Source organism: Afipia felis ATCC 53690 (assembly GCF_000314735.2).
In the GTDB taxonomy this organism is placed as follows: domain Bacteria; phylum Pseudomonadota; class Alphaproteobacteria; order Rhizobiales; family Xanthobacteraceae; genus Afipia; species Afipia felis.
This window is the reverse complement of the sequence record NZ_KB375270.1, coordinates 860,648-877,320: the sequence shown is the minus strand read 5'-3', so window position 1 is coordinate 877,320 and position 16,673 is coordinate 860,648. Positions and strand designations below refer to the sequence as shown.

Sequence of the window (16,673 nt, the reverse complement as noted above, 5' to 3'; positions counted from 1 at the left end):
AGCGGGACGATGGCAACAGCGCCGCGTCGGCCTCCGTTCCATCCTCTCGCGCGCCTGTCGCGCGTGCTGTCAGGTGGCACCGGCTGGAAAGGCATCGCGTGGCAGTTGGCGTTCGCGGTGCTGCTGGTGTGGCTGGCGTCGGACATCGTCATCAATGCGCGTGCCAATCTGCAGGCGCAGCGCATTGCGTCCGGCTTCGGATTCTTGTCGGGCACGGCGGGCTTCAGCGTCAATCAGGCGCTGATCCGTTATTCGGAAGCCGACACTTATCTGCGCGTGTTCGAAGTCGGCCTTCTCAACACGCTCCTCGTTTCCATCATCGGCATCGTCTTCGCCACGCTGATCGGCTTTGCCGTAGCATTTGGACGGTTGTCACCGAACTGGCTGCTGGCTCGGCTCTCAGGTGGTTATGTCGAGATTATCCGCAACCTGCCGCTGCTGTTCCAGTTGCTGTTCTGGTATCTCGCGGTACTGGCGGCGCTGCCCAATCCTCGCCAGAGCCTCTCGGTTTTTGGCGTCGCATTCCTGAACAATCGCGGCTTCGTCGTACCGCATATGGAGCCGCAACAGGGCGTGGGCGTGTTCGTGGTGGCCATCCTTGCCGCGATTGCCGCGTCGTTCGTTATGATGGCCTACGCGCGCAGACGGCTCTATCGACATGGAGAGCGGTTGCGGGTGTGGCCGTTCGCACTGGCGCTGCTGATTGGCCTACCGCTGCTCGAGATCGTCCTATTCGGCGCACCGGTGTTTTTTGACGTGCCGGTGCTGCGCGGCTTCAATTTCACGAGCGGCACGCGCGTGACGCCGGAGCTGGTGGCGCTAACCATCGCGCTTTCGACATACACCGCCGCCTTCATCGCAGAGATCGTGCGTGGCGGATTGCTCGCCGTGCCGAAAGGACAGATGGAGGCGGGTGCATCGCTCGGCCTGTCGCGGCCCGCGATCCTGCGTCTCGTCATCATTCCGCAGGCGATGCGGCTGATCCTGCCGCCGCTGACCAATCAGTATCTCAACCTCACCAAGAATTCTTCGCTCGCGGTTGCGATCGGCTATCCCGATCTGTTCTCGGTCTTTGCCGGAACAACGCTGAGTCAGACCGGGCAGGCGGTCGAGATCATCGCGATGACGATGGCGGTCTATCTCGCAATCTCGCTGGTCACGAGTGCCCTGATGAATGCCTACGGCTGGCACCTCGACCGGAGCCAGCGCGCATGAGTGGAGATGACACCATCTTCGTGCGGGAGACGCTGGCACCGGCGCGCAAGGCACCTGTCGTCACCACGGGTATCATCGGATTCCTTCGTACGCGGCTGTTCAACTCGCCGCTCAACATCGTGCTGACATTTGCAAGCGCGGCGCTCGCTTGGTTCGTGTTGGAGCCGACGATCCGTTTCCTGCTCGTCGATGCGGTCTGGAAAGGTGCCGATCGCACGGCATGCCTCGCAGACAAAGTGGGGCATCCGGTCGGCGCCTGCTGGCCTTTCATCCAGGCCAAGTTCACGCAGCTGATCTACGGCTTCTATCCCGAGGACCAGCGCTGGCGCGCCAACCTGACGTTCGCACTTGCAGCCTTGTTACTCGCACCACTGCTGGTGCCGAAAATTCCCGGCAAGACCCTCAATGCGGGACTGTTCTTCATAGCGTTTCCATTCCTTGCATTCTTCCTGCTGCGCGGCGGCGGGCTCGACGGTTTCGCGTTCTATTGGCTGGCCGAACTGATCGGCGTCGCGTGGAAGCCATCGCTGACGCGGTTCTGGCTCGATTTCAGTCTGACGACGACTGTGGTGACAGCCGCTGCGGTCGGGCTGTGGGGCGGGTGGCCAAACGGCCGGCGCGCCGGGATCGTGACGGCGCTCACCTTTGCCGGAATAGCTTTAGTGATCGAAGCGCTGCAACTCGACCGCGGCGGGCTGCCGGTCGTTGACACGCGGCAATGGGGCGGTTTGCTGGTGACGCTGGTTGTCTCGATCACGGGTATCGTCGCCTCGATGCCGGTTGGCATCGCTTTGGCATTGGGGCGCACCTCGCGCATTCCACTGCTGCGGATATTCTCGATAGCCTTCATCGAGTTCTGGCGCGGCGTGCCGCTCATTACCGTGCTGTTCTTCGCGACCTACATGCTGCCACTGTTCCTGCCGGGCGATTTCACCATCGACGCGCTGGTGCGCGTGCTCGTCGGCATCGCGTTGTTCGCAGGTGCCTACAACGCCGAGGTGATCCGCGGCGGACTGCTTGCGATCCCGCGGGGACAGCGCGAGGCGGCGAATGCGCTCGGCCTGTCCTACTGGAAGACGACGGGCCTGATCGTGTTGCCTCAGGCGCTGCGCCACGTCATTCCGAGCCTCGTCAACAGTTTCATCGCGTTGTTCAAAGACACCACGCTGGTATTGATCGTGGCGATCTTCGATCTGCTCGGCCAGTTGCGCGCGGCCTTCGCCGATCCAACCTGGGCGACGCCGACGACTCTATTCACAGGGTTCGCTTTCACCGGAATTATCTACTGGGTGGGCTGCTTTGCGATGTCGCGCTATTCGCTGTTCGTCGAACGCCGTCTCAATGCACACCGCCGCACCTGACATGGACAACCGTATGACCGCCGATCCGATCATCCGCATCGAGACGCTGAACAAGTGGTTCGGCGATTTCCATGTGCTGCGCGACGTCGATCTTGCCGTGGCGCGCCAGGAGCGGATCGTGATCTGCGGGCCGTCGGGCTCCGGCAAATCGACGCTGATCCGCTGCATCAATGCGCTGGAGGAATTTCAGGAAGGCAAGATCGTCGTCGACGGCATCGAACTCGGCCCCAATCTCAAGCGAGTCGACGAGGTGCGCCGCGAGATAGGCATGGTGTTCCAGAGCTTCAATCTGTTTCCGCATCTCACGGTTCTGGAGAACTGCACGCTGGCGCCGATCTGGGTCCGCAGTATGGCGAAGAAGGAAGCTGAGGCGCTTGCGATGAAATATCTCGAGCGCGTGCATATCCCTGAACTGGCCACCAAATATCCGGGGCAGATTTCAGGCGGTCAGCAACAGCGCGTGGCCATCGCCCGCGCGCTGACCATGAGTCCGAAGGTGATGCTGTTCGACGAGCCGACTTCCGCGCTCGATCCCGAAATGGTCAAGGAGGTGCTCGACACGATTGTGGACCTCGCCAATGACGGCATGACAATGATCGTGGTGACGCACGAAATGGGTTTCGCGCGCGAGGTCGCCAACCGCGTGGTGTTCATGGATGCGGGGCAGGTGATCGAGGTCAACACGCCGGAGGAATTCTTCGGCCATCCGAAGCACGAACGGACGAAGCTGTTTTTGAGTCAGATATTGAGGTGAGGGCGTCGGCCTTCGCTAACAGTGGCAGCGATGGTTACACCTTCTCGTAAGGCACGCTGATGTTAGCCTTGCGTTCCAGCCATTCCGGCACCGGCAGGTTCTTCGAGCGCATGAAGTCCGGATTGAACAGCTTCGACTGATAACGCGTGCCGTAATCGCACAAAACCGTCACGACGGTGTGTCCCGGCCCCATTTCCTTTGCCATACGGATTGCGCCTGCCACGTTGATGCCGGACGAGCCGCCAAGGCACAGGCCTTCATGCTCGAGCAGATCGAACACGACGGGCACGGCTTCCTCATCATGGATTTGATAGGCGGTATCGATGATCGCGTGTTCGAGGTTGGCCGTGATACGGCCCTGTCCAATGCCCTCGGTGATGGAAGAGCCTTCGGCTTTCAGCGCACCGTTTTTATAGTAGTTGTAAAGTGCCGATCCCATCGGGTCAGCGAGAGCAATTTTGATGTGCGGATTCTTGGCCTTCAGGCCCATGCTGACGCCCGCGAGCGTGCCGCCGCTGCCGACCGAGCAGACAAACCCATCGACCTTTCCGCCCGTCTGATCCCAGATTTCGGGCGCTGTCGTCTCGATATGCGCCAGCCTGTTGGCGACATTGTCGAACTGGTTGGCCCAGATCGCGCCGTTCGCCTCGGACTTTGCGATCTGTTTGGCCAAGCGGCCGGAGAGGCGGACATAATTGTTCGGATTGGAATAGGGCACGGCCGGCACTTCGACGAGCTCCGCGCCGCACAACCGCAGCATGTCCTTCTTTTCCTGGCTTTGCGTCTCCGGGATGACGATGACGGTTCGGAAGCCAAGTGCGTTGGCGACGAGTGCGATCCCGATTCCGGTATTACCCGCCGTGCCCTCGACGATGACGCCACCGGGCTTCAACGTGCCACGTGCGATGGCATCGCGGATGATGAACAGCGCCGCGCGATCCTTCACCGACTGGCCGGGATTCATGAACTCGGCCTTGCCGAGAATGTTGCACCCGGTCTGCTCCGATGCATGCTTGAGCTTGATGAGCGGCGTGTTGCCGATGGCCTCGATGACGTCTTGACGGATTTGCATGACACCGCAACAGGATGAGTAAGGATGCTGTCAACCTAGTCGCCGCCGCGCGGCTCGACAAGCCTGCGGACGGCATGCCGCCATGCGCGGTTAATGATCTTTGCTATTGGTCCTTGGCGAGGATGACCTGCCGCACGTCGATATTGCCGGACAGGAATCCTGCCTCGCAGTAGGCGAGATAGTATTCCCATAATCGCCGGAAACGCTCATCGAAACCGAGCGGCATCAGTTTCGGCCATGCGGCGCGGAAATTGTCGCGCCATGTGGCGAGCGTGCGGGCATAGTCTTCCCCGAAAATCCGCTCGCGGATCACCGGCACGCCGAATTTCTCGCCGAGCCGTTTCAGCACGCCGGGCGAAGGCAGCATGCCGCCCGGAAAGACATATCGCTGAATGAAATCTACTTCCTTGCGATAAGTCTGGAAGAACTGATCCTGAATCGTGATCGCCTGAATGCCGCAGAGGCCGCCAGGCTTCAGCCGGTCGCGGAGTTGCGAGAAATACTCGGGCCAGAACTGTTCGCCGACGGCTTCGATCATCTCGATCGAGACGATGCGATCGTACAACCCGCGTTCGTCGCGATAATCCTGAAAGCGGATCTCCACCCTGTCATCGAGCCCGGCCTTGGCAATGCGCGCGCGCGCGAAATCGCGCTGTTCGGCGCTGATCGTCAGCCCCACGACCTTCGCGCCACAGTGCTTGGCGGCATATTCCGCAAAACCGCCCCAGCCGCAGCCGATTTCAAGCAACTCATGGCCCGGGCGCAGGTCGATGGCTTCGGCCAGCCGGCGATATTTGTTCTGCTGGGCGGCGCTGAGGTCCTTGGTATCGGCCTCGAACAGTGCCGACGAGTAAGTCATGGTCGGATCGAGCCATGCCGAATAGAACTCGTTGCCGATGTCGTAATGGGCGAAGATGTTGCGTTTCGCCTGCCGCCTGGTGTTGCGGTTGAACCAATGGCGCACATGCTGGAGAAAACGCATGATCGGCCTGTCTGCCAGCATCATGCCGCTGAGATCGTGGTTGACGCAGAACACGTGGAGAAACTGAGTCAGGTTCGGCGTGTCCCATTCCCGCCGCAGATAACTTTCGGCGATGCCGATGTCGCCGGCGCGCAGGAAGCGCCAGCCGAATTTGTAATCATGGATCGTCATGGCGGCTGACGGTCCGTCCTCGAGCCCGCCGCAGCGCAGTACGCGGCCGTCGGGGAGGGTGATATCGAGTTGGCCGCGTCTGAGCCGGGCTGCGAAGCCGAGCGCGAGACGCGCCATGCGAGGGATGTCCTGAAGAAGCGTGTCGAGATTGGCGGGCGTAAGAGCCGTCGGTTCAGACACTGCGCAGTTCACGATCCCGCTGCCTCCATCTTTAGGGAATGGATTCGTCGTGGCGGGAACCGCGGTCAGGAGCGAAGCATCTGAACACGCAGACGATCCCGGCGATCACTTCATCGCGATGTTAGCCTCGCTTCTTTGAGCACGGGATGCAAGACCTTCCGGGCGAATCAGCGTGCTCCGCAGGTAGAATTGTATCGTCCCGCCCATCCCGTTCGCGGCTTTCGAGGCGGTGAAAACTGGAAAGCTTTCCGGCTCGTAATCTTGCGCGGCGAAAGAGGATTTCCGCGTGGGTTGCCGGTCACAATCCAATGAAATCTTGCGGGAATCGGCGATTCTGTACCCCGCAAGAGCAGACCTCCATGCCATTTCCGGGCATAACGTAGCGTGCCCCAGCCCGGCTCAGATCGGGACTGGCAATTCGTTGGCCGAAACGGCCGTGCAGGGGATGCGACAACTGGCGCCAGTTCTCAGATTTCAGCCTTGGGGCGACGCGCTGTCGGCGCGTGCGGTGCGAGCCTGCGCGATCCTCGCGACGGTTGCGCTGCTGCCCGGCTGCATCCTGAAGCAGGACCTGCCGGATCCTGCATTCGACATTCCCGCTGCCTATCAGAAAGATGCCACTCCTCGCAAACAGGACGCGCCGCCGTCGCTCGACTGGTGGCGGGGCTTTCGTTCGCAGGAACTCACCGTGCTGATGGAGGAGACTCAACAGGTCAACCTCGACATCGCAGCCGCGACCGCGCGTATCCTGCAAGCAGACGCGCTGGCGCGCACCGCCGGTGCTGCTCTACTGCCGACGCTTGATGCGAATGCGTCCGCGACCCGCTCGAAATCGTCGTCTGGTTTTCTCAACAACGGCACCGCCGCCGCTCGCGGAACAATCAACACCTATTCGACCTCGCTCAGCGCGAGCTACGAGATCGATCTGTGGGGCAAGAACCGCGACGCGCTGCTCGCAGCAGAAAAAACCGCCGACGCCAACCGGTTCGATCGCGACACCGTGGTGCTGACGTCGCTGGCGAGCGTCGCGAACGCCTATTTCCAGGTGCTGGCCGCGCAGGATCGTATCGCCACCGCGCACCGCAACATCGCCAGCGCCCAGCGCATTTACGATGCCATCAAGGCTCGCGTGAATGCAGGCACGAGTTCTGACCTCGACCTGGCCCAGCAGGAAAGCCTGCTCGCCAACCAGCGCGCCGCAGTGCCGCCACTGCGCCAGACGCTGACGCAGAACATCAACATTCTGGCGACGCTGGTGGCGCGGCCGCCTGAGCGGATACGCGTCAAGGGTGGATCGCTCAGCCGCATCTCGGCGCCGCGCATCACGCCCGGACTGCCGTCCGAGCTTCTCATCCAGCGGCCGGACATCCGCCGCCAGGAAGCGCAGCTTGCTTCTGCGACGGCGAATGTCGGCAGTGCACGGGCGCAATTCTTTCCGAGTATCCAGTTGACCGGACAAGGCGGCTACCAAAGTGCCGCGCTGTCGGCCCTGTTCATGCCGCAATCGGCCTTCTTCAACTTGGCTGCAGGCCTGACACAGCCGATTTTCGATGCCGGCCGTATCCAGGCCAACTTCGATCTGACCAAGGCGCAGCAGGACGAGTTGTTACAGACCTATCGAAAGACAGTGATCTCGGCGTTTTCCGATGTTGATACGGCGCTCGATGCCGTCAAGCAGACCGCGGACCGGCTGCGGCTGCAGCGCATCGTGGTAGCGTCGTCCCGGCGGGCGTTCGAACTGTCCGAAAAGCAGTTGCAGGCGGGCACCGCCGACATCGTCACCGTGCTAAATACGCAGCAGACCTTATTCCAGGCGGAAGACACCTTGCAGCAAGTGCAACTGGCGTGGCTGCAATCCTATGTCAGCCTGTTTTCAGCCCTCGGGGGCGGATGGGAGCCACAGACAGTGTTGACCACAACGGGGCCGACAAATGCTCTTTAAGCCAGGCGAGGACAGTAAGGTGGGCGAGGGCGTCACGAGGATCGCTGCCGGTGCGCGGCGTCGCACGGTGTCACTGTTCATCGGTCTCGTGATCGTAGCCGGGCTCGGCTGGCTCGCCTGGTCGCATTTCTTCGGCGGGAAGGATGTAGCGCGTACGCGGCCGGATCTGGCGGTCCCAGTGCTCGCCGCTACTCCCAAGGTCGAGGACGTGCCGGTTTATCTCAATGGCGTCGGCATGGTGCGGGCACTGAACACCGTGACCGTGCGCGCACAGGTGGACGGCAAACTGCTGAAGGTCAATTTCATCGAAGGGCAGGACGTCGCGGCAGGTGACATACTCGCCGAGATCGATCCGGTCATCTATCAGGCGCAATACGATCAGGCCGTCGCCAAGAAGGCGCAGGACTCGGCGCAGCTTGCGAACGCGCGGATCGACCTGAAACGCTACGAGCAACTCGCCGCCTCGAAGGCTGGTTCGGCGCAGCAGGCAGATACCCAGAAGGCGACCGTCGCCCAACTCGAAGCGTTGGTGCAGTCCGATCAGGCGGCCATCGACAACGCACAGGCGACCCTCGGTTACACCAAGATCGTGGCGCCGCTCGCGGGCCGCACCGGCCTGCGTCAGGTCGACCCGGGCAACATCGTGCATGCCTCAGACACGACGGGGGTCGTGGTACTCACACAGTTGCAGCCGATCGCGGTTCAGTTCAGCCTGCCGCAGCAGGAGATCAACCGCGTCAACGCGGCCGCTGCCAAGGGCACGCTCGCCGTCGATGTGTTCGGCAATAACGGGCGCACGGTCGTCGATACCGGCGTGATGCGCACCATCGACAATCAGGTCGATCCGACAACCGGCACCGTCAAGGTGAAGGCGGAATTCCCGAACCCGAACCACCAGCTTTGGCCGGGACAGTTCGTCAACGTCCGTCTCAAGGTCGAAACCCTGCCGCAGGCGCTGACGGTGCCGACCTCCGCCGTACAGCGCGGCCCGTCGGGCACGTTCAGCTATGTCATCGGTGAGAACAACACCGTCACCGCCAAGGCCGTCATCGTGACCCAGCAGGACGAGAACACCGCGGTGATCGCCAGCGGCTTGTCGCCGACCGACAAGGTGGTCACGACCGGCTTCGCCAATCTCTCGGACGGCTCGAAGGTGGTGATCGGCAGCAACGACAATACGCCGACGCAGGATCTTGCGCCGCGTAAACAACAACGGGGCCGGCGAGGGCCACCTTGAGGGTGGACGCATGAGCGTTTCCGAACCATTCATCCGCAGGCCGATTGCGACCTCGCTGCTCGGGCTCGCGCTCCTGATCGGTGGCGCGCTCGGTTACTGGTCGCTGCCGGTCTCCTCGCTGCCGCAGGTCGATTTCCCGACCGTGCAGGTGACCACGCAACTGCCGGGCGCAAGCCCCGACGTCGCCGCATCGTTGATCACCGCACCGCTGGAGCGCCAACTCGGACAAATTCCGTCGCTGTCGTCGATGACCTCGACGAGTTCGTTCGGCGTCAGCCAGATCTCACTGCAGTTTGATCTCAACCGCGATATCGACGGCGCGACGCAGGACGTTCAGGCGGCGATCAATGCAGCGGCAGGCGTGCTGCCTAAAAACCTGCCGTATCCGCCGACCTACGCCAAGGTCAATCCGGCCGACGCGCCGGTGATGACGCTCGCGCTGACCTCCGATACTATTTCCGTTCGTGCGATGAGCGACCTCGCGGATTCGCTGATGGCACAGCGGCTGGCGCAGATCACCGGCGTCGGCCGCGTCTCAATCCTCGGCGGTCTGAAGCCAGCCGTGCGTGTGCAGGCTGATCTCGCGCGACTTGCCGCTTATGGTCTCGGTATGGAGGATCTACGCGCCGCCATCGCGGGCGCGAACGTTTCCGGTCCGAAAGGCTCGCTCGACGGCAAGCAGCAATCTTACACCATCGCGGCCAACGACCAGTTGGCCACTGCGGCAGCCTACCGCGACGTCGTCATCGCCTATCGCAACAATGCGCCGGTAACGGTCGGCGACGTATCGCAACTCATCGACGGGCTGGAAAACGACAAGACCGGCGGCTGGTACAAGAGCAAACCCGCCGTCATCATCGACATCCAGCGCCAGCCTGGCGCCAACGTCATCGACGTGGTGCAGCAGATCCGCGCCGAGATTCCGAAACTGCAGCAGGCGATCCCGGCCGGGGCGAAGCTTACCATCGTCAGCGACCGCACCGTGACCATCCGCGCCTCGGTTCATGACGTGCAGTTCACGCTGGTCCTCAGCGTTATTCTGGTGACGCTCGTGGTGCTGCTGTTCCTCCGCTCGATTCGCGCAACCATCATCGCGGGCGTGGCGCTGCCACTGTCACTGATCACGAGCTTCGGCATCATGTGGTTCGCGGGCTTCAGCCTCGACAACCTGTCACTGATGGCGCTGACCATCGGCACGGGCTTCGTGGTCGACGACGCCATTGTCATGATCGAGAATATCGTCCGTCACATGGAGGACGGCGAAACCGCGATGGAAGCCGCACTGCGCGGTGCGCGAGAGATCGGCTTCACCGTGATCTCGCTGACGGTGTCGCTGATCGCGGTGTTCATTCCGTTATTGTTCATGTCCGGCCTTGTCGGACGCATGTTCCGCGAGTTCGCGCTAACGCTGACAATTGCGGTTGTGACCTCGGCCATCGTCTCGCTGACGCTGACGCCGATGATGTGTTCGCGGCTATTGAAGCGCCACGGCGAGGAATGGGAAATTCCGGGGCTGCGCGCGGTCAGCGACTTCATCGACCGCACGGTGGAGTTCTATCATCGCACCTTGCTGGTTGTGCTGCGCCATCAGCGGCTGACGCTGCTCGTGACGCTGTTGACCGTGGTGGCGACGACCGTCCTTTACATCGTCGCGCCAAAGGGCTTCCTGCCGCTGCAGGACACTGCGTCCATCGTCGCGGTGACCGAGGCGGGGCAGGACGTCTCCTTCGCCGAGATGCAGAACCGCCAGACAGCGGTCGCAAGCGTTATCGAATCCGATCCGGACGTGACCGGCCTCGTCTCCACCATCGGCGCGGGCTCGGTGAACCCGACGCCCAATGTCGGCCGTATCACGATCAATCTGAAGCCGCGCGACGAGCGCAAGGCCGACGTCAGCGGCGTCATCGAACGGCTGAAGCAGCGCATCACGGCGGTGCCGGGCATTTCGGTGTATTTCCAGCCGGTGCAGGACATCCAGATCAGCACCAAGTCGAGCCGCTCGCAGTATCAGTACACGCTGACCGGCACCGACCGCGACGAAGTGGTGAAATGGTCCAACGCCCTGGTGCGCGAGATGCGACGCAATTCGATCTTCCGCGACGTGTCGTCGGAAGCGCAGGAGGGTGGACTGCGCGCCGCGCTGAACGTGGACCGCCAGCGCGCGGGACAACTCGGCGTCTCGCTGCAGGCGGTCAACGACACGCTGAACGACGCCTTCAGCCAGCGACAGATTTCCACCATTTACGGCCAGGCGAACCAATATCGCGTGGTGTTGGAGGCGATGCCGGAGGATCAGCGCGATCCGAACATCCTGTCGAAGCTCTATGTGCCGGGGGCGGCGAGCACGACCGGCGCCGGCACATCGCAGGTGCCGATCTCGGCGATCGCGACTTTGACACGGACGACCGCGCCGCTCGCGATCTCGCATCAAGCACAATTCCCCGCCGTGTCGCTGAGCTTCAATCTCGCACCCGGCGAAGCGCTCGGTGATGCGGTCGATGCCCTGCACAGGATCGAGAAGCAGATCGGCATGCCGGGCAACATCACCGGCCTTTATTCGGGTGACGCTGCCGAATTCGCGCGCTCATTGTCGGGCCAGCCGTGGCTGATCCTCGCCGCCATCGTGACTATCTATATCGTGCTCGGCGTGCTGTACGAAAGCTACATCCACCCGATCACCATTCTCTCGACGCTGCCGTCCGCAGGCGTCGGCGCCATCCTCGCGCTGATGCTGACGGGGCAGGATCTGTCCGTGATCGGCCTGATCGGCATCATCCTCCTGATGGGCATCGTCAAGAAGAACGCGATCATGATGATCGACTTCGCGCTGGAAGCGGAGCGGCATGAGGGGCGCACGCCTTACGACGCCATCGTGCAGGCCTGCCTGCTGCGTTTCCGGCCCATCATGATGACGACGCTGGCGGCGCTGTTCGGTGCATTGCCGCTGGCACTTGAAACCGGCACGGGCTCGGAATTGCGCTTTCCGCTCGGCGTGTCGATCATCGGTGGCCTGATCGTCAGCCAAATCCTCACGCTCTACACCACGCCGGTGATCTACCTTGCGCTCGACCGCATCAACCGCCGTCTCGAGAGCGCGGTGCCGCCCGCGGGTGATTATCCGTCGCCACCGGTCGCGGGCGCGACGGAGGGCATGCAGTAATGTCACTCTCCGAACCATTCATCCGCAGGCCGGTCGCCACCACGCTGCTGGCGATCGGATTGTTTCTGGTCGGTGCGGTGGCCTATGTGAACCTGCCGGTCGCGAGCGTGCCGAACGTCGATTTTCCAATGATCCGGGTTTCGGCCTCGCGGCCCGGCGCCGATCCGTCGGTAATGGCGTCGACCGTCGCTGCGCCGCTTGAACGCAGGCTGGGCGAAATCGCGGGCGTCGATCAGATCACGTCGTCCAGTTCGCTCGGCACCACCAGCATTCAGATGCAGTTCGCCATCGGCCGCAGCATCGACAAGGCGGCGCGCGATGTGCAGGCGGCGATCAACGCCTCGCTCGCGGACCTGCCGACCGATCTGCCGTCGTTGCCGAACTTCCGCAAGGCCAACCCCTCCGCAGCGCCGGTCTTCATCATCGCGCTGACCTCGAAGACCATGTCGTCGAGCGCGATCTATGACGTCGCCGACACCGTGGTAGCGCAGCGGCTCGCGCAGGTGCAGGGCGTCGGCGAGGTGACGGTCAGCGGCGCCGACCAGCCCGCGGTCCGGGTGCAGATGAATCCGGTGCTGCTCGCCAACGCCGGGATCGCGACCGACGACGTGCGCACCGCCATCGTCAACGCCAATGCGTTTGGCCCCATCGGAATGTTCAACGGCCAGCGCCAAGGCGAGTCGCTTGGCCTCAATCCGCAGATGCGCACCGCTGCGGAACTGAAGAACATCGTCATCAAATCCTCGAACGGCAATTTTATCCGCCTGTCGGACGTTGCCAACGTGATCGATGCGACGCGCTCCAGTCGTTCCATCGCATGGTTCAACAAGCAGCCCGCGGTGCTGCTGCAGATCACCAAGCAGAGCGACGCCAACGTGATCGAGACGGTGGATCGGATCAAGGCGCTGCTGCCGCAACTCAAGCAATGGATTCCGGCGGGCGTCGAAATCTCGACGCTGACCGACCGCACCGGCACTATCCGCGCCAGCGTCGATGATATGCAGTGGACTCTGGGCGCGACCGCGCTTCTGGTGATGGCGGTCGTCTTCATCTTCCTGCGACGCGGTGTCCCGACAATCGCGGCGGGGATTTCGGTGCCGCTGGCGCTCGCGGGGACCTGCGCGGGGATGTGGGCGGCAGGATTTTCGATCGACAACCTGTCGCTGATGGCGCTCGCGATTTCGATCGGTTTCGTGGTCGACGACGCCATCGTGATGATCGAGAACATGTACCGCAATCTAGAGCAGGGCATGTCGCCCCCGCGCGCGGCGCTGGAAGGTGCCAAGCAGATCGGGTTCACGGTCCTGTCGATCAGCCTTTCACTGGTCGCGGCTTTCACGCCGCTGATTTTCATGGACGGCATCGTCGGGCGGTTGTTGCGCGAATTTTCGCTCACGCTGGTGTTCGCCATTGCCGTTTCGACAGTGGTGTCGCTGACAGTGACACCGATGATCTGTGCGCAATACATCAAATATGCGCACACGGATAAGGAAACCCGCTTCGACAGGCTCGTCGAGGGCGTGCTGTCGCGTGTGCTGTCGTTCTATGAGCGCACACTGAAGATCGTGCTGCGGGTGCCGGTCGTGACCATTCTGGTGTTCTTCGCCACCATCGCGCTGACGGTGGTACTGTTCGCGAAACTGCCGAAGGGCTATTTCCCGACCGACGACAGTGGATTTATCTTTGGCTCGACGCGCGCGTCCGCCGATATTTCGTTCCAGGCGATGCTCGGCCTGCAGCAACGCGTCGCCGATACCGTGATGGCAGATCCCGCCGTCGCCAGTATCGGCTCGACGCTCGGCGGCAGTTCGTTCGCTGGCGGATCAAACCGCGGCGTGATGTTCATCTCACTGAAATCGCCGGAAGAGCGTGGCGGCCTCAGCACGGCGCTGGTGATCGACAGGCTGCGGCGCGAACTCTCCAAAATACCGGGCATCCGCCTGTTCATGGTAGCCGCGCAGGATATTCGCTCCGGCGGGCGGCAAAGCGACTCCGACTTCCAGTACACGCTCTCCAGCGCCGATCTCGACCTGCTGCAGAAATGGGGACCGCTGGTTGCCAAACGGATGGAAACGGTGGAAGGCATCACCGACATCTCCAGCGATTCCGATCCGGGTGGGTTGCAGCTCAACCTCTCGATCGACCGCAAGATGGCGGCGAGCGTCGGCGCGGACATTCAGGACATCGACAACGCGTTGAACAATGCCTTCGCCCAACGCCAGATTTCCTACATCTACACCCAGCGCAACCAGTATCAGATCGTGCTGGAGGTCGATCCGCAATTCCAGGAAGACCCCGCCAATCTTGCACACATCTATGTCGCGGGCGCCAATAACACGCAGATTCCGCTCTCAGCACTCGTGCATTACAGCCGTGGACTTGCGCCGCTCGCCGTGCGCCATTCCGGTTCGTTCCCTTCGACCACGATTTCGTTCAACACACTGCCCAACGTGCCGCTCGAAACAGCCACTGAGAATATCCGTCGGGCCGTCGCCGAACTGCACATGCCGGAAGGCATTCGCGGCACGTTCGAAGGCAACGCTGCCGATAGCCAGAAGACCGCGAGCCACCAGCCGCTGCTGATCCTCGGCGCTCTCATTGCGGTCTACATCGTGCTTGGCGTGCTCTACGAGAGCCTTGCGCATCCGCTCACGATTATCTCGACGCTGCCACCCGCAGGGCTTGGCGCGCTGTTGGCACTGCTGGTGACCGGCCTGCCGCTTACCGTGATCGCCTTCGTCGGCATCATCCTGCTGATCGGTATCGTCAAGAAAAACGGCATCATGATCGTGGACTTCGCGCTCGAGGGTGAGCGGCAACACGGTATGAATTCGCACGACGCAATTTTTGCGGCCAGTATCGCGCGCTTCCGTCCGATCCTGATGACGACGATGGCAGCCTTACTCGCGGCCGTGCCGCTTGTGGTCGCGACCGGGCCAGGCACCGAACTGCGGCGGCCGCTCGGCGTCACCATCATCGGCGGCCTGATCGTGTCACAGATTTTGACTCTGTACACGACGCCCGTGATCTATCTTCTGATTGACCGCGCCCGCATGTGGGTTCAGGGCAGATCCGCACTCGGGCCGGGAGCGCTGCCGGCGGAATAGGGGCCTCGGAGCCAAGTTGCTGGAAGCGGGCGGGACGCGTATAGCGGGATGATGTCTGACATCTCCCCTATAGCCCCCGCCGAAGAAACTCCTGAATGCCCGGATTGCGGCAAGCCGGAGCCACTGTGCGTCTGCGACTCTCTCGCGCCTGTCGGGAACCGCATCGAGGTGCTGATTCTCCAGCATCCGCAGGAGCAGGACCGACTCCTCGGCACCGCGCGGCTCACCGCGTTGCAGTTGACAAAGGCGACATTGAAAATCGGGCTGTCGTGGTCAAGTCTGTCCAAGGCGCTCGGCCGCGAGGTTGATCCGGCATACTGGGCGATCCTGTATCTCGGCTCTGCCAAGGTCGCGGAACTGGAGACCGACCGCGACGTCGTCGCGATTGATCGGAAGGGCGGCTTGGAGCACGCGCAGAATGCGATCCTCAACGGCATCGAGGGCGTGGTGGTGCTTGATGGCACGTGGAGCCAGGCCAAGGCGCTATGGTGGCGCAACCCGTGGATGTTGAAATGCCAGCGCGTGATCCTCGGGCCGAAGCAATTGTCGCTTTACGGCAAACTGCGGCGCGAGCCGCGCAGCGATGGCCTCTCGACCATCGAGGCGACGGCGCTGTTGCTGTCGAGGCTGGAAAAAAGACCGGAGATCGCGGAGTCGCTCTTTGGTGCGTTCGAGCGGATGCTGGCGAAGTATCGAGAGGCAATAAAGACGCATCCGGACTTGCTGCCGAAGCCGAAACCGAAGCGCGACTGGCGCAAGGGACGGAGATCGCGGCGGCAATAGGCTCGATCAATACGCGCTTCTCTTCTCGAGATAACTTTTTAGATTCTGATCATGAGCTTGGATGCAGGCATCATCCGCGTCCTTGTCTTCAAAAGCGTTCGAGCCTCGACTGAAAATAAGCGGAACCCACCGCTCCGAGTGGACTTATTGTTCAAGCAAGGGAGATACCGATGAAAATTCCAAAGATTGCAGCCTCGATCGTTTTAGGGGCATCGCTTCTCGCAACCCCTGCCATGGCGCTTCCCGGTACCGGAGGACCTTCAGCACCCTTGCCGTCGGTGACCGAGCAGGTTCAGTTCTTCTTCGGCGGAAGAAATTACTGCTGGTACGACGCCGGTTGGCACGGCCCGGGCTTCTACTGGTGCGGATATAGCTGGCGCAGAGGTTTCGGTTGGGGTGGCGGCGCGGGCTGGCACGGCTGGCATCGCGGCGGTGGCGGACACTGGGGCCACCGAGGAGGTGGCGGCCGCCATTGGAACGGACATGGCAATCGTCCTCGTGGCAACATGGGTGTCGGGCCGCGCGGCGGAGGCATGAATCGCGGCGCGATCGGAGGCCGTGGTGGCGGAGGCCACATGGGTGGCCGCGGTGGTGGTCACGGCGGCGGCCATCGTCGCTGAGAGCAAACTTGATCTGCAATCAATCAAGAAGCCCCGAGTTTTCGGGGCTTCTTTTTACAATCAGCCCAGCTCGACCTATCGCGAGGGTG

The 16,673-nt window shown here is 62.2% G+C and carries 11 protein-coding genes; 9 read left to right on the top strand and 2 right to left on the bottom strand.

Annotation, left to right across the window (positions count from 1 at the left end):
• Window positions 1-9: 9 nt before the first annotated feature.
• Genes HMPREF9697_RS04270 through HMPREF9697_RS04260 form a run of 3 tightly spaced genes read left to right on the top strand, consistent with a single transcriptional unit; the run spans window position 10 to window position 3,330 of the window.
• Complete coding sequence (locus tag HMPREF9697_RS04270; protein WP_002715926.1) at window positions 10-1,215, top strand: amino acid ABC transporter permease; 1,206 nt, start codon at window positions 10-12, stop codon at window positions 1,213-1,215.
• Entirely contained in the window at window positions 1,212-2,576 is a 1,365-nt protein-coding gene (locus HMPREF9697_RS04265) for an amino acid ABC transporter permease (protein WP_002715925.1), read from the top strand. The genes HMPREF9697_RS04270 and HMPREF9697_RS04265 overlap by 4 nt, the downstream gene beginning before the upstream one ends.
• 13 nt (window positions 2,577-2,589) lie before the next feature.
• A complete protein-coding gene (locus HMPREF9697_RS04260) occupies window positions 2,590-3,330 on the top strand; it encodes an amino acid ABC transporter ATP-binding protein (RefSeq protein ID WP_002715924.1) in 741 nt (246 codons plus the stop codon).
• 34 nt (window positions 3,331-3,364) lie between these two features.
• On the opposite strand, the gene HMPREF9697_RS04255 is transcribed toward HMPREF9697_RS04260, so the two are convergent.
• Together HMPREF9697_RS04255 and HMPREF9697_RS04250 are read right to left on the bottom strand one after the other, a co-directional pair.
• Window positions 3,365-4,402 carry a cysteine synthase A gene (locus HMPREF9697_RS04255; RefSeq protein WP_002715923.1) on the bottom strand — a complete coding sequence of 346 codons (1,038 nt, stop codon included), beginning with the start codon at window positions 4,400-4,402 and terminating at the stop codon, window positions 3,365-3,367.
• A gap of 103 nt (window positions 4,403-4,505) precedes the next feature.
• Window positions 4,506-5,735, bottom strand: a complete 1,230-nt coding sequence (locus HMPREF9697_RS04250; protein ID WP_040307802.1) for an SAM-dependent methyltransferase — start codon at window positions 5,733-5,735, stop codon at window positions 4,506-4,508.
• A 445-nt stretch (window positions 5,736-6,180) separates the two neighbouring features.
• Here HMPREF9697_RS04250 and HMPREF9697_RS04245 point away from each other — a divergent pair, with 445 nt between their 5' ends.
• From HMPREF9697_RS04245 to HMPREF9697_RS20295, 6 genes are all read left to right on the top strand, one after another.
• A complete protein-coding gene (locus HMPREF9697_RS04245; RefSeq protein WP_051053963.1) occupies window positions 6,181-7,677 on the top strand; it encodes an efflux transporter outer membrane subunit in 1,497 nt (498 codons plus the stop codon).
• Window positions 7,667-8,914 (top strand): efflux RND transporter periplasmic adaptor subunit, encoded by a 1,248-nt coding sequence (locus tag HMPREF9697_RS04240; protein WP_002715920.1) that lies wholly within the window; start codon window positions 7,667-7,669, stop codon window positions 8,912-8,914. Before HMPREF9697_RS04245 ends, HMPREF9697_RS04240 begins: the two co-directional genes overlap by 11 nt.
• Before the next feature lie 10 nt (window positions 8,915-8,924).
• Window positions 8,925-12,074: an efflux RND transporter permease subunit gene (locus HMPREF9697_RS04235; protein WP_002715919.1), complete on the top strand. Its 3,150-nt coding sequence runs from the start codon at window positions 8,925-8,927 to the stop codon at window positions 12,072-12,074.
• Window positions 12,074-15,181, top strand: coding sequence for an efflux RND transporter permease subunit (locus tag HMPREF9697_RS04230; RefSeq protein WP_002715918.1), 3,108 nt, complete (start codon window positions 12,074-12,076; stop codon window positions 15,179-15,181). Before HMPREF9697_RS04235 ends, HMPREF9697_RS04230 begins: the two co-directional genes overlap by 1 nt.
• 48 nt (window positions 15,182-15,229) lie before the next feature.
• A complete protein-coding gene (locus HMPREF9697_RS04225) occupies window positions 15,230-15,964 on the top strand; it encodes a tRNA-uridine aminocarboxypropyltransferase (protein WP_002715917.1) in 735 nt (244 codons plus the stop codon).
• Between the two features lie 170 nt (window positions 15,965-16,134).
• Window positions 16,135-16,584: a hypothetical protein gene (locus HMPREF9697_RS20295; protein ID WP_002715916.1), complete on the top strand. Its 450-nt coding sequence runs from the start codon at window positions 16,135-16,137 to the stop codon at window positions 16,582-16,584.
• The last annotated feature ends 89 nt before the right edge of the window (window positions 16,585-16,673 follow it).

Bases quoted from the DNA above. Each gene is read 5' to 3' on its own strand.
- HMPREF9697_RS04270 (WP_002715926.1), top strand. From the start codon at position 10: ATGGCAACAGCGCCGCGTCGGCCTCCGTTCCATCCTCTCGCGCGCCTG.
- HMPREF9697_RS04265 (WP_002715925.1), top strand. From the start codon at position 1,212: ATGAGTGGAGATGACACCATCTTCGTGCGGGAGACGCTGGCACCGGCG.
- HMPREF9697_RS04260 (WP_002715924.1), top strand. From the start codon at position 2,590: ATGACCGCCGATCCGATCATCCGCATCGAGACGCTGAACAAGTGGTTC.
- HMPREF9697_RS04255 (WP_002715923.1), bottom strand. From the start codon at position 4,402: ATGCAAATCCGTCAAGACGTCATCGAGGCCATCGGCAACACGCCGCTC.
- HMPREF9697_RS04245 (WP_051053963.1), top strand. From the start codon at position 6,181: ATGCGACAACTGGCGCCAGTTCTCAGATTTCAGCCTTGGGGCGACGCG.
- HMPREF9697_RS04240 (WP_002715920.1), top strand. From the start codon at position 7,667: ATGCTCTTTAAGCCAGGCGAGGACAGTAAGGTGGGCGAGGGCGTCACG.
- HMPREF9697_RS04235 (WP_002715919.1), top strand. From the start codon at position 8,925: ATGAGCGTTTCCGAACCATTCATCCGCAGGCCGATTGCGACCTCGCTG.
- HMPREF9697_RS04230 (WP_002715918.1), top strand. From the start codon at position 12,074: ATGTCACTCTCCGAACCATTCATCCGCAGGCCGGTCGCCACCACGCTG.
- HMPREF9697_RS04225 (WP_002715917.1), top strand. From the start codon at position 15,230: ATGATGTCTGACATCTCCCCTATAGCCCCCGCCGAAGAAACTCCTGAA.
- HMPREF9697_RS20295 (WP_002715916.1), top strand. From the start codon at position 16,135: ATGAAAATTCCAAAGATTGCAGCCTCGATCGTTTTAGGGGCATCGCTT.